Source organism: Paraburkholderia podalyriae (assembly GCF_014397785.1).
Classification (GTDB): domain Bacteria; phylum Pseudomonadota; class Gammaproteobacteria; order Burkholderiales; family Burkholderiaceae; genus Paraburkholderia; species Paraburkholderia podalyriae.
Genome location: NZ_VZQQ01000040.1, coordinates 13,241 through 26,175 on the forward strand (window position 1 = coordinate 13,241; position 12,935 = coordinate 26,175).

Sequence of the window (12,935 nt, forward strand, 5' to 3'; positions counted from 1 at the left end):
CGCATGCGACTTCCACGCAAATCCGCCGAGTGTTTGCCGTGCTCTTGTGGTTATCAGTCGTGCTACTTGTCGACGACGAGATCGGTCAGCGGCTTGCTACAGCACAGCAGCACCATGCCCTGATCGATCTCGCGCTGACGGATACCGCCTGCGTGCTTCATCGCCACTTCACCGGACACGAGCTTTACCTTGCAGGTGCCGCACATGCCTTGCGTGCACGACGCCGGCAGCCGCACGCCCGCCTGCTTCGCCGCATCGAGCACATGCTGGCCGCCGCCGCACTCGATCTCGCGATGACTGCGCGTAAAGCTCACCTTGAAACGCGTTGCGGTTTCGACCGGGGCGGGCGCATCGCGCGGCGTGTCCGCGACATGCGCTTCAGCAGATTGCGCGGCCGCTTCGCCGATGGTCTCGAACGAAAAGCTTTCCTCGTGATAATGCTGGCGATCGAAGCCGCCTTCGTCGAGCAGGTTGCGCACCGCCTGCATGTACGGCGCAGGGCCGCAGGTGAAAATCTCGCGCTCCAGAAAATCCGGCGCCACGAGTTTTAGCAGCGGCAGCGTCAGAAAGCCGGTGATGCCAGGCCAATTGGTGCGCGTGCCCACGCGCTCACAGACGAACGCGGTACGGAAATGCGCCTGATTCGCGGCGATCAGATCGAGCTCGCGCGCGAAGATGATGTCGTCCGGCGTGCGCGCGCTATGCACGAAGACGATATCGCTGTCCTCGCCGAGTTCATGGTGCGCGCGGCTCATCGACATCAACGGCGTGATGCCCGAGCCCGCCGACAAAAACAGGAACTTGCGCGCCGGGTGCCGCGCGCAGGTGAATTCACCGGCGGGCCCCAGCACGCGCACCTGCATGCCCGCATGCAGATGATCGTGCAGCCAGTTGGACACGGGGCCACCCGGCACGCGCTTCACGGTAATCGAGATCGTATGCGGCCGCGTGGGCGGCGACGAAATCGTATAGCAGCGATTGACCCGCTCGCCGTCTATTTCCAGCTCCAGCGTGATGAACTGCCCCGGCTCGAACACGAACGCCCGACCGGATGGCGCGCGGAAGAAAAAGCTCTTTACGTCGTGCGTTTCGTTGCGGACCTGGCAGCACTCCAGCGTGTCGTCGGCGTCGCTGTTCCAGCGCGCGGGCAGCGCGTCCCAGAAGCGCGGCTGCGTGACGCGGCTCGGCGCGCCACCTGAACCCGGTGAATTCTTCTCGATGTCCGCTTCAAACATGGCCTGATCGCGCATCATGGTTGTCCCCCCGCTCCTCATCGCGGTATTGCGCTCAGCGCGCGAACGACACGACTTTCTCGTCGTGCAATGGCTGCGGCTTTGCGTCGAAATCCGCGAGACGGCCGATATACCACTCGCAGAACTTTTCAACGAGCCCCTCGGTGAACGGCGAGTACGGACCGGGCTGATACGCGCTGCTCGTCGCGCCGCGCTGCGAATACTCGACGAGCGTGCGATCCTGGTCGTTCGTCGCACGCCATACGGCGGTCAGATTGTCGACGTCATAATCGATGCCTTCGCGTGCGTCCTTGTGCACCAGCCATTTGGTGCGCACCAGCGTTTTGCCGGCCGACAGCGGAATCGCCGAGAAACTGACGATATGGTCGCTCATGAAATGATGCCAGGAATTCGGCTGGGTCCAGAACGACAGGCCGCCCAGATCGGCCAGCTTGAAACCGCCGAGCAGTTTCTTCGAGGCGACCTTGGCATCGAGCGTCTGTGATTCGCCGTCGCGATCGAGCGGTAGCCGTTGCGTACGAAAACCGGTGACCAGATCCGCGAGCCGCTCGATTTCCGCCGACGGCAACTGCATCGCCTCCCACTGCGCGGTGCGACGCGCGACCGTCGCCTCGAACGCGGCCATGCCCTCCTCGTTCGCGGGCGTGCGCTGATATCCGAAGCCGTATTCGTATAGCGAGATGGTTAGCTCGGGATGGTTCGCGACGCAGTGATAGCACTCGCGATTGTTCTCCATCGTCAGCTTCCAGTTGCCCTCCTCGATGATGTCGATCGACGCGGCGATCTTGCAGCCGGCCAGATCGTGCGGCAACAGATACGGCTCCATCGCGGCGCGCATCACGGAGAAATCGGCGGGCGGCTGCTCCGCGAGGCAGATGAAAATCAACCCGGCGAGATTCTCCACGTGCACCGCTTTCAGGCTATGTTTGCAGCGGTCGAACTGCTCGCCCATGTGCTCCGCGAACATCAGGTCGCCATTGAGGCTATACGTCCAGCTGTGATACGGACAGACGATATTGCCGAGTGAGCCCTTGCCGGTATTGCACAGACGCGCGCCGCGATGGCGGCATACGTTGTGAAACGCGCGCACCCGCATGTCGTCGTCGCGCACGATCAGGATCGAATCGTCGCCGATTTCCACCGTCACGTAGTCGCCCGGCTCGGGCACGTCGGGCTCGACCGCGACCTGAATCCAGTGCTGCCGGAAAATCGCGTCGATGTCGAGCGAGAAGATCTCCTCGCTCGTATAGAACGGCGCTTCCAGCGTGTAATTCTGCTTGCGGCGTTCGATCATTGCGCGAACGTCTGCGGAAACTTTCATTGTGTGCTCCGTTGCGTGTCACGTCTGGCGCCGCGCCAGGCCCTCCTGGTCGCATGCGGGCCCGAACCGGAATTCAGTAATCCACCAGTTGATGCTCGCGCAAATACGCGAGTATCACTTGTGCTTTTTCGACGGAACTCCCTTCAATTACGACGCTGCCGCCGCGGCTCTCGGTCGTCGTCGCCGACAGCATGCGCGCGTGGCCCGAGCGCTTTTCGGCGGCGGCGAGGCGCACCGGTTTCGCTGTGGCGGGGCCGATGGTCCATGCGGAGTGTTCTCGATCGGTACCGCGCCGGACCTCGGCGAGCGGCACGGCGGCGCACTCGATCGTGCCTTCGCGCAGCCGCGCATACGCGTACGACGTCGCGGCGTTCGCGAGCGGATGCACGGCGATCAACGCGGGCAGCCGCACTTCGACGCGCCGTCGCAAGCCCTTCGGCATGAACTGCCGGACCTGCGCGCAACCGTCGCGCAGAGCCAGATCGACGGCCGCGCCGACGAGCGGCACTGCCAGCGCATGCGCGACGCGATACGGCAGCATGCCGCTATCGAAACCGCCTTCGGCGCGCGTGCCGGTCAGCACCAACTCGTAGCCGCGCAAACGCGCGGCGAGTTGCGGCGCGGGATCGGCGTCGGGCGGCATCTCGAGCACTTCGACCGAACCCGCGCCGAGCGCCAGATACTCGTTCAACGCGGCGTTCGACGGATCGCCCGCGTGCAGCACGTCGAGCCTCGCGCCGCTGGTTCGGGCGAGCGACAGCGCCAAAGTCAACGCCGCCGCATCGTTACGGCTGTAGCGCGCGACGCCGTTGACCGGATGACGTCCGAGCGAAACCAGAACGGCGATCTTCATGCGAGCACTCCTTCGGCAAGCTGGCCAGGTTGCAGCAGCGCGGCCGAGGTGGCGCGCGCGGCGCGCGCCGCGGCCGCCGCCTCGTTGAGCGCCGCGATGGTTTCCTGCGTGTCGGCGATCACGGTCAGATTCGCGCGCTTCGCGATCGGCGCGCTCGCGTCGAGATTCACGGCGATCACGTGGCGGCAATCCTTGATGCCCTGCAGATGCTGCACCGCGCCGGAGATGCCGAACGCGATATACACGCTCGCCTCGACGGTCTTACCGGTCGCGCCGATCTGCTTGTCGCGCGTGAACTTGCCGTCGTCGACAGCGACCCGGCTCGCGCCGATCGCCGCGCCGAGGGTCGCCGCGAGCCGCTCGAACGCGGGCACGTCGCTGACGGCGTTGCCGGCCGACACGATGAAATCCGCCTCTTCCAGCGCGACCTGCGCCGCGTCGACTTCGTCGATGCCGAGATCGCGCATCGCGCGTTGTGCGTTTGCGGCTTCCACGTCACAGTCGAAGCGCCACGCGAGCCGCTCGCCCGCGCCGACGAACGGCAGCTTCGGATCGACCGCATTCAGCGCAAGCAGCACGACTTCGGGCAGCGCGCGGCTGGCGAGTGCCGTATTCGCGCGAATATAGGTGGCCGCATGGCCGGCATCGATCTCGACGACGTGCGTCGCGACGCTTGCATCGACCGCCGCCGCATAACGGCGGCCGAGCTCGCCGTCGCCGCTCGCGTTGTCAGGCAGCAAGACATGGGCTGGCGCGTAGGCCGCGACGCACGCGGCCAGCGCGTTCAGTTCATCGTCCGGCGCGTATGTGCGGCGATCGAACGTCGGCAATTCGATCAGCTTGTCGGCGCCGAGCGCGGCGGCATCGCCGGTGAATTCGCCGAACACGAGCAGCATGACTTCGGTGCGCGCGTCCGCGATCAGCGCGGCGGCGGCGAGCGTCTGGCGCGCGTGTTCATCGAGCGCGCCGCGGTCCGCGTGCGCCGCGACCAGCAGCACATGATGCGGCGTGGCCGTCGTGCGGCGCGGCTTCGGTTGTTCGTGATGCGCCGTGTGACGCGCATCAGCCAGCAACGCACTGCCGCCGGCATCCGTCACGCCAATCACGCCCAGCGTGATGCGCCTGCGTCCCTGTGCCGTCACGGTAAATGGCCGGCGCGGATCGATTCGTTTGAGCGTATTCATCATCGCGTTACTCCAGCGCCGCGGCGACCAGTTCGGCGACGTCCAGCACTTCCGGTCGCGGCCCCACCACCCCTTCGAGCATCGCCGTGCAATTCGGGCAGCCGACCGCGACGATCTCCGCGCCGCTCGCGCGCGCGTCGTCGATACGGATGTCGGGAATCCGCCGCTTGCCCGGGATATCGGTCAACGGTGCGCCTCCACCGCCACCGCAGCAACGTCCGCGCAGGCCGTGACGCTCCATCTCGACCACCTTGATGCCGATGCTCTTCAGCACGCGCCGCGGCGCTTCCGTCTCGCCGTTGTAGCGGCCCAGATAGCACGGGTCGTGATACGTGATGTTGCGCTCCGCGACGGCGGCAGCCGCGCGCGGCGACAGCTTGCCGCTCCCGATCAGTTCGTCGATCAGCGCCGTGTGATGCTGCACCTCGTAGAAGCCGCCGAGCGCGCGATATTCGTTGCGCAGGCTATGCAGCACGTGTGGATCGGCCGTGACGATGCGCGTGAACGAGTACTGAGCGAGCGTACCGATCAGCGTACGGGCCAGTTGCTGGAACGTCGCTTCGTCGCCGAGCCGCCGCGCGGTGTCGCCGGTATCGGTTTCGACGCCGCCCAGCACCGCGTAATCAACGCCCGCGCGGTTCAGCACCTTGACGAGCGCGCGCAGCGTGCGCTGATAGCGCATGTCGAACGCGCCTTCGCCGGCGATCAGCAGCACGTCCACGTGGCGGCCCGGCTGCGCGACCTGCACTTGCAGATCGACGGCCCAGTCGTAACGCGCGCCGATGTCGTAGCCGTTGATGCTGCCGGTTTCACGCAGATTCGCGAGCGTCGCCGGTCCCTTGCCCGGCACGCTGCCTTCGACGAGCGTCTGATTGCGGCGCATGTCCACGATCGCGTCCACGTGCTCGATCAGCATCGGGCACTCCTGCACGCAGGCGCGGCAGGTCGTGCAGGACCACAGCGTGTCCGCTTCGATCAGACTGGAGATCAGCGGCTTGCCTGGCGCGCCCGCATGCTGGCCAACCGGAATGCCGGGCGTCGGGCTGCCCGCATAGTGCGCGTCGGTGCCGCCGACCATGCCGGTCACCAGATCCTGGATCAGCTTCTTCGGATTCAGCGGCTGACCCGCCGCGAACGCGGGGCACGCCGCTTCGCATTTGCCGCATTGCACGCAGGCGTCGAAGCTGAGCAACTGGTTCCAGCGGAATTCGACCGGCTTGCCGACGCCGTATTCCTTCGCGTCGAGCAGCGGCGCTTTCAGCGCGGTGGGCGGCACGGCGTCGCGAGCTTCGGCAAAACCGGCAAAGCGCTCCTGACGCGGATGAAACGCCAGATGCAGCAGCCCGGCCAGCGCATGTTTCATCGGCCCGCCGCGCGCCGCGCCGAACGTCATCGTGAACGCGCCCGCCGCGATCAGCAGCGCGACCAGTACGGCGAGCGCGCCGGACATCGCCGTCGCCGGCAGCGCGATGAACAGCGCGAGACCGAGTGCGAACGCGCCGAGCAGCAGCGGCAACTGATCCCATGGCCCGCGCGACAAACGCGCCGGCACCGTCTTCGCGCCATGCCGGCGGCGCCAGACGAACACCGTGCCGATCAGCATCACCAGCGCGGCGACGAAGATCAGTTTGTCGAGCCAAGGCGAGTAGATCGCAAGGCCGTAGTTGACGAACACGAGCGCCATCGCGAGGAGCGCGCCCCCCGCCGTGGCCACGTGCGTGCGGGCGATGTACGGATCGCGCGCGACCACGTGATGCAGGTCGACGAAGTAGCGCTTCGGGATCGCGAGCAGATTGGTCCAGCCATAGGCGCCCGCGGCGGTCGCGCGGCCCTCGCGCCAATAGGCGGCGCGGCGCGCCAGCGCGAACGCGAGACCGGCCACCGACACCCACAGCAGGACGGTGATGACAAACACGGGGCTCATCGTCAGAAATCCTTGCAAAGGCGCAGCGCGTCGTAGATCGCGCCGTGAATGTTGTGCATCGAGATACAGTCGCCGACCCGGAACAGCAGGAAACGACCGTCGCCGAGCGGCTCGTCGAGACACGGCTGCGGTTCGGACGCGAACAGCTTGTGCACGTCGAGCTGGCCGCGATTGACCGATTCCGGCTTCAGCCGCCAGTAAAGCTGATCGTTCGGCGTACTGCCGTTTTCGATCACCACCTGGTCGACCGCGCGCTCTTCCTGCTCCTCGGTGTACTCGTTGCGAATCACGGCGATCTTCTTGCCGTCTTCCTCGTACACCTTGTCGAGCCAGTAGTTGGGCGTATGGATCACGCCTTGCGCGTACAGACGGCGATAGAAAATCGGGAACGTGGTGCCGCCGACGTCGTCGGCGACCTTCACGTCGGGCGTGACGATCTCCACGTTCGCGCCGCGGCTCGCGATGAAATCGGCGACGCCCGCGCCCGCATGCGTGCTGACGCCGTCGTACACGAGCACGTTGCCGGCCGGCTCGACCTTGCCGGCGAGCACGTCCCACGAACTGACCGCGAGCCCCGCGTCGACACCCCACGCCGCGACCTGCGACGTGAACGCCGAACCGCCGGTGGCAAGCACGACGATGTCCGGCTTTTCGGCCATGATGATGCGCTCGTCGGCGGCGACACCGAGGCGGCGGTCCACACCGAGGCGCTTCGTCTCCATGTCGAACCAGCGCACGATGCCCGCCATCTGCTCGCGCTGCGGCGCTTTCGCCGCCAGCATGATCTGGCCGCCGACGTGATCGTTCTTCTCGAACAGCACCACGTCGTGACCGCGCGACTTCGCGACGCGCGCTGCTTCGAGCCCCGCCGGTCCGGCACCCACCACGACGACCTTGCGCTTCGGCCCGCGCGACTTCGCGATTACATGCGGCATCGTCGCTTCGCGCGAGGTCGCCGCGTTCTGCACGCACAGCACGTCGAGCCCGTTGTACTGCCGGTCGATGCAGTAGTTCGCGCCGACGCACTGCCTGATTTCGTCCTCGCGGCCATCGCGGATCTTGATGACCATATGTGGATCGGCGATCTGCGCGCGCGTCATGCCGACCAGATCGACCATGCCGCTCGCGAGCAGCCGCTCTGCCTGGCCCGCGTCGCGAATGCTTTGCGCATGCATCACCGGCACCTTCACGACCTGCTTGATGCCGGCCGCGAGATGCACGAACGGCTCGGGCGGCAGCGCCATCGGCGGCATGCAGTTGGCGAGCGTATTGTGCGTATCCGCGCCGGAACCGATCACGCCGAGATAGTCGATCAGGCCGCTCTCGCTCATCGCCTGGGCAATCTCTTTCAGTTGCTCGTGATCGAGCCCATCTTCATGGAATTCGTCGCCGCACATGCGCAGGCCGACGCAGAAGTCGGCGCCGACGGCCGCGCGCACCGCCTGCAACACTTCGACGCCGAAACGCAGGCGGTTTTCGAGCGAGCCGCCCCATTCGTCGGTACGGAAGTTGGTGCGCGGGCTCCAGAACTGATCGATCAGATGCTGGTGCGCCGCCGAGATCTCGATGCCGTCCATGCCCGCATCTTTCACGCGCTTCGCGGCCGCCGCGAAGTCACCGATGATGCGGCGGATCTCTTCGACCTCGATAACCTTCGCGTTGCCGCGATGCACCGGCTCGCGCACGCCCGACGGCGACATCAGATGCGGCCAGTGCTCGCCGTGAAACGCCGAACGGCGTCCCATGTGAGTGGCCTGAATCATGATCTTCGCGCCATGCGCGTGCATCGCTTCGGCGAGCCGCGCGAGCGGATCGACAATTTGGTCGGTGGCGAGATTCACCGATTTCCACCAGCCTTGCGGGCTGTCGATCGACACCGGGCTCGATCCGCCGCACACGGCGAGTCCGACGCCGCCCTTCGCCTTTTCCTCGTAGTAGCGGATATAACGGTCGCCGGGCAGGCCACCCGGCTCGGCATAGACCTCCGCGTGCGCGGTACTGACGATGCGATTGCGCAGCGTCAGCTGGTTCAACGTGAGCGGCTTGAAAAGGTTCGGGTAACGCATCGCGATCGACCTCGGAATGCTCGGATTGCTCGGATTAGATTGACGCGAGCGGCGACACTTCGAACACGCAGTGCTCGTGTCCCTCCGCCGCGCAGCGCGCTTCTTGCGATTGCGACGGCGGTCCCTGGCGCGCACCTTCGGGTGCCGTATCGTTGACCCAGTCCATCGCGCCAGCGAACCAGCCGGCGAACATGTAGCAGAGCTTGCCGGTCTTGCCCGGTTGCGCGAGCACGAACGACGAGTGACGCAATTCGATCCGCGCATGCGAGCTGGCCGGATCGGCTTCGATGATCCTGAACAGCCCCCAGCCGCGCTGCGACAAACGGTTCAGGTAGTGCTCGAACACCGCCATGCCAGTCAGCCCATGCTGCTTCGCTTCCTTGTCGCACCAGAAATACGCGGACTTGTGCCCGGCCTTGTACAGAATTTCCGCGTACGCGTCGCGGCCGAGCGCTTCCTCGACGGCGACATGGTTGTTCGTGAAGAAATGACGCGGCACGTACAGCATCGGCAGCGCGTCGGTGGTCCAGACGCCGGTGTCCGGATTCACGTCGATGGGCAGTTGGGGTTGCATGAAAAGACTCCGTTTCTATCCGCTATAAAAGGAAGGGGTGACGCTCACACGTTCCAGACTTCGCCGAACACCCGTACCCAGTTCTTGCCCATGATCTTGCGGATGCGCGTCTCGCTCCAGCCGGCGCGTTCCATCGCGGCCGTGAGGTTCGGAAACTCGCCGATCGTGCGAATGCCTTCGGGATTCACGACCTTGCCGAAGTTCGTCAACTGGCGATAGCGGCCCTTGTCGTGCGTGATCCAGTCGAAAAACTCGGTGCTGTAGCCCTGCGTGAAATCGGTGCCGATTCCCACCTGGTCCTCGCCGATCAGGTCCACCACGTATTCGATCGCCTCGATATAGTCGTCGACGGTCGCATCCGCTCCGCGCTTCAGGAATGGCGCGAACATCGTCACGCCGACGAAGCCGCCCGCGTCCGCGATCTCCTTCAGCTGCTCGTCGGTCTTGTTGCGCGGATGCTCCTTGAGCCCGGACGGGCAGCAATGCGAATAGCAGACCGGTTTGTTCGACGCCGCGATCGCCTCCGACGAGGTCTTGCCGCCCACGTGCGACAGATCGACCATGATGCCGACGCGGTTCATTTCCTGAATCACTTCGCGCCCATAACCGGACAGACCGCCGTCGCGCTCGTAGCAGCCGGTGCCGACGAGGTTCTGCGTGTTGTAGCAAAGCTGCACCACGTTGACGCCGAGATCCTTGAACGCTTCGATATAGCCGAGGTTGTCCTCGAACGCATGCGCGTTCTGGAAGCCGAAGATGATGCCGGTCCGGTTCTCTTGCTTCGCGCGGAAGATGTCGTCGGTGGTGCGTACCAGCGTCAGGATTTCGCTGTATTGGCGGATCTGCTGCTTCATTTCGGCGATGTTGTCGACGGTCTTCTGAAAACTCTCCCAGACCGACACCGTGCAGTTCACCGCCGTAACGCCACCCTTGCGCATATCCTCGAACACCGAGCGCTCGAACTTCGAAATGTTCAGCCCGTCGATGATGATGCTGTTTTCGTGCAGTTGGCTCATCGTTTGCTCCACGCGTACTCAGTAAATAGGAAAGCGCTCGCACAGCGCGAAAATCTCGCGGCGCACGCGTTGTTCGGTTGCGGCATCGCCGTCGGGGGACCCACGCAGCCCATCGAGCACCGCGACGATCAGACGGCCGACCTCGCGAAACTCGCTGACGCCGAAGCCGCGCGTCGTGGCCGCCGGTGTGCCCAGACGAATGCCGGAGGTGATCGTCGGCTTCTCGGTATCGAACGGAATGCCGTTCTTGTTGCAGGTGATGCCCGCGCGCTCCAGCGCCTGTTCGACCTGATTGCCCTTGAGCCCCTTGGGTCGCAGATCGACCAGCAGCAGATGGTTGTCGGTGCCGCCCGTCACCAGATCGACGCCGCCCGCTTTGAGCACCTCGCCCAATGCCCGCGCGTTCGCGAGCACGCTGTCGATATAGGTTTTGAAGCCCGGCTGCAGCGCCTCGCCGAATGCGACCGCCTTGCCGGCGATCACGTGCATCAGCGGGCCGCCCTGCAAGCCGGGGAACACCGCCGAGTTGATCTTCCTGGCGATCTCTTCGTCGTTGGTCAGCACGAAGCCGCCGCGCGGACCGCGCAAGGTCTTGTGGGTGGTCGACGTGACCACGTGCGCATGCGGGACCGGATTGTCATGACGGCCCGCCGCGATCACGCCGGCGATATGCGCCATGTCCACCATCAGCTTCGCACCGACGCCATCGGCGATCGCGCGCAGCCGCGCGAAGTCGAGCGCGCGCGGATAGGCGGAGAACCCGGCGATCAGCAGCGCGGGTTTGTGCTGTTGCGCCAGCTCCTCGATCTGCTCGTAGTCGATCAGCATCGTGTCACGCCGCACACCGTACTGCACCGCGTTGAACCACTTGCCCGACAACGCGGGCTTCGCGCCGTGCGTCAGATGCCCGCCCGCGTCGAGCGACATGCCGAGCACCGTATCGCCCGGCTTCGTGAGCGCGAGCATCACCGCGCCGTTCGCCTGCGCGCCGGAATGCGGTTGCACGTTGGCGAAGCGCGCGTCGAACAGCTGCTTGATGCGATCGAGCGCGAGCGTCTCGATCGCGTCGACGTTTTCGCAACCGCCGTAGTAACGCTTGCCCGGATATCCTTCCGCGTATTTGTTGGTCAGCACCGAGCCCTGCGCGTCGAGCACCGCGCGCGACACGATGTTTTCCGACGCGATCAGCTCGACTTGCGACTGCTGGCGCTCGAGCTCTTTCAGAATGGCGCCGCGCACCGCCGGATCGCGCGCCGGTAGGGAGTCTTCGAAGAAGGGATTCGGGTTCGACATGACAGGTCCGTGAGAACGTTGACGGGAAGGTGACCGCAGGTCGCCGGGGTAGCGCCACCGCTTTGCCTTGCGTCTATTCTTGACGGTCCGCCCGCGCGTCGATTTACGAATTCAGACGCGTTTTTTGCCTTTTCCGCCATGCGCGTCCTTTTTCGACAAGTCGGCGTGCTCCGCGCGCATGGGCCTGCACGACAAGACGGTCTCCCTGCGCCGATCGGGTGCGCCGCACGGGCGTCGCTGCGCCGTTCTGGTGCCGCGCGGGGCCGTTTCATCAGTCGATTGCCTGGCTATTCCAGGCTTTGTGCGCAGCGTCCAAGGGTTTAGCCTGATGGCACAGTAGTTGCCCTGATACTCAGAATTCAGGTAGTCGCCATCCCCCACGGCGACGCGACATTCATCTCAGGAATCACCGTTCTCATGTCCACCGATCGCACGGCGTCGCTGTCGCATTTCGCGTTCATGCCGGTTCACAACTTCACGATGATCGCCTTCACCAACGCGATCGAAGTGCTACGCATGGCGAACTATCTGACGGGCCAGCCGCTTTACCGCTGGTCGATCGTCAGTCCCGCCGGCGGGCCGGTCATGGCGAGCAACGGGCTAGCCGTCGATACGGGGCCGGTCGAGTGCGTCGGGCAACCCGATATCGTGTTCGTGGTTGGCGGCATCGACGTGCAGCGCTCCACCACCGCCGAGCATCTGTCCGCGCTGCGCCGTTTCGCGCGCATGGGCTGCGTGCTGGGCAGCCTGTGCACCGGCACCTATGCGCTCGCGCGCGCCGGCCTGCTGGCCGGTTATGCGTGCGCGATCCATTGGGAAAACATGTCGGCGCTGAAGGAGGAGTTTCCCGATACGCGCTTTCTGAAAGAGCTGTTCGTCATCGATCGCGATCGCGTGACCTGCACCGGCGGCGTCGCGCCGCTCGACATGATGCTGAACCTGATCGCACCGCGCGTCGGTAACGCGCGCGTCACGCAGATCGCCGAGCAATTCATCGTCGAACACGTGCGCGACACCAGCGCGCAGCAGAAGATGCCGCTCGTCGCACGGCTCGGCTCGGCCAACAAGTCGCTGTTCGAAGTGATATCGCTGATGGAGAACAACATCGAGGAGCCGCTGTCGCGCGAAGAACTCGCACGACTCGCCGGCATGTCGCAACGGCAGTTGCAACGACTGTTCCGCGAGCATCTGGGCATGACGCCCACGCACTACTATCTGACGCTGCGCTTGCGCCGCGCGCGCGAGCTGCTGTTGCAGACCGACATGTCGATCATGCACATCACGATGGCGTGCGGCTTCCAGTCGGCCTGCCACTTCTCGAAGAGCTATCGCGATGCGTTCGGCACCGCGCCGACGCGTGAGCGTCGCCGGCAGGCGCCTTCGCTCTCCAATGCGCCGGTGATGGCGGCTTGATTGATCAATCAGGCGCCGCGTGCCCGGCAGGCCACGCA

General features: G+C 65.1%; 10 protein-coding genes. 1 reads left to right on the forward strand and 9 read right to left on the reverse strand.

The window, feature by feature from the left end; translation table 11 throughout:
* Positions 1–62: 62 nt before the first annotated feature.
* From F6X42_RS30670 to F6X42_RS30710, 9 genes are all read right to left on the reverse strand, one after another.
* Positions 63–1,253, reverse strand: coding sequence for an FAD-binding oxidoreductase (locus F6X42_RS30670; protein ID WP_187637786.1), 1,191 nt, complete (start codon positions 1,251–1,253; stop codon positions 63–65).
* Between the two features lie 34 nt (positions 1,254–1,287).
* On the reverse strand, positions 1,288–2,574 hold the full coding sequence (locus F6X42_RS30675; protein ID WP_187637787.1) for an aromatic ring-hydroxylating oxygenase subunit alpha: 1,287 nt from the start codon (positions 2,572–2,574) through the stop codon (positions 1,288–1,290).
* Between the two features lie 73 nt (positions 2,575–2,647).
* Positions 2,648–3,427, reverse strand: a complete 780-nt coding sequence (locus tag F6X42_RS30680) for an electron transfer flavoprotein subunit beta/FixA family protein (RefSeq protein WP_187637788.1) — start codon at positions 3,425–3,427, stop codon at positions 2,648–2,650.
* Complete coding sequence (locus F6X42_RS30685) at positions 3,424–4,611, reverse strand: electron transfer flavoprotein subunit alpha/FixB family protein (protein WP_187637822.1); 1,188 nt, start codon at positions 4,609–4,611, stop codon at positions 3,424–3,426. Before F6X42_RS30685 ends, F6X42_RS30680 begins: the two co-directional genes overlap by 4 nt.
* A 7-nt stretch (positions 4,612–4,618) precedes the next feature.
* The gene (locus F6X42_RS30690; RefSeq protein ID WP_187637789.1) at positions 4,619–6,535 is read right to left on the reverse strand and encodes a (Fe-S)-binding protein; all 1,917 of its coding nucleotides are present in this window, start codon (positions 6,533–6,535) and stop codon (positions 4,619–4,621) included.
* Between the two features lie 2 nt (positions 6,536–6,537).
* A complete protein-coding gene (locus F6X42_RS30695; protein WP_187637790.1) occupies positions 6,538–8,601 on the reverse strand; it encodes an NADH:flavin oxidoreductase in 2,064 nt (687 codons plus the stop codon).
* 34 nt (positions 8,602–8,635) lie between these two features.
* Positions 8,636–9,175, reverse strand: coding sequence for a DUF5943 domain-containing protein (locus F6X42_RS30700; protein ID WP_187637791.1), 540 nt, complete (start codon positions 9,173–9,175; stop codon positions 8,636–8,638).
* Between the two features lie 44 nt (positions 9,176–9,219).
* Positions 9,220–10,191 carry a dipeptidase gene (locus tag F6X42_RS30705; protein ID WP_187637792.1) on the reverse strand — a complete coding sequence of 324 codons (972 nt, stop codon included), beginning with the start codon at positions 10,189–10,191 and terminating at the stop codon, positions 9,220–9,222.
* 18 nt (positions 10,192–10,209) lie between these two features.
* Positions 10,210–11,484 carry a serine hydroxymethyltransferase gene (locus F6X42_RS30710; protein ID WP_187637793.1) on the reverse strand — a complete coding sequence of 425 codons (1,275 nt, stop codon included), beginning with the start codon at positions 11,482–11,484 and terminating at the stop codon, positions 10,210–10,212.
* 417 nt (positions 11,485–11,901) lie between these two features.
* On the opposite strand from F6X42_RS30710, the gene F6X42_RS30715 reads away from it, so the two are divergent.
* On the forward strand, positions 11,902–12,897 hold the full coding sequence (locus tag F6X42_RS30715; protein ID WP_187637794.1) for a GlxA family transcriptional regulator: 996 nt from the start codon (positions 11,902–11,904) through the stop codon (positions 12,895–12,897).
* The last annotated feature ends 38 nt before the right edge of the window (positions 12,898–12,935 follow it).

Excerpts from the sequence above, each read along its gene's own strand:
- F6X42_RS30685 (WP_187637822.1), bottom strand. The coding sequence starts at position 4,611 with ATGAATACGCTCAAACGAATCGATCCGCGCCGGCCATTTACCGTGACG.
- F6X42_RS30670 (WP_187637786.1), bottom strand. The coding sequence starts at position 1,253 with ATGATGCGCGATCAGGCCATGTTTGAAGCGGACATCGAGAAGAATTCA.
- F6X42_RS30700 (WP_187637791.1), bottom strand. The coding sequence starts at position 9,175 with ATGCAACCCCAACTGCCCATCGACGTGAATCCGGACACCGGCGTCTGG.
- F6X42_RS30680 (WP_187637788.1), bottom strand. The coding sequence starts at position 3,427 with ATGAAGATCGCCGTTCTGGTTTCGCTCGGACGTCATCCGGTCAACGGC.
- F6X42_RS30690 (WP_187637789.1), bottom strand. The coding sequence starts at position 6,535 with ATGAGCCCCGTGTTTGTCATCACCGTCCTGCTGTGGGTGTCGGTGGCC.
- F6X42_RS30715 (WP_187637794.1), top strand. The coding sequence starts at position 11,902 with ATGTCCACCGATCGCACGGCGTCGCTGTCGCATTTCGCGTTCATGCCG.
- F6X42_RS30710 (WP_187637793.1), bottom strand. The coding sequence starts at position 11,484 with ATGTCGAACCCGAATCCCTTCTTCGAAGACTCCCTACCGGCGCGCGAT.
- F6X42_RS30705 (WP_187637792.1), bottom strand. The coding sequence starts at position 10,191 with ATGAGCCAACTGCACGAAAACAGCATCATCATCGACGGGCTGAACATT.
- F6X42_RS30695 (WP_187637790.1), bottom strand. The coding sequence starts at position 8,601 with ATGCGTTACCCGAACCTTTTCAAGCCGCTCACGTTGAACCAGCTGACG.
- F6X42_RS30675 (WP_187637787.1), bottom strand. The coding sequence starts at position 2,574 with ATGAAAGTTTCCGCAGACGTTCGCGCAATGATCGAACGCCGCAAGCAG.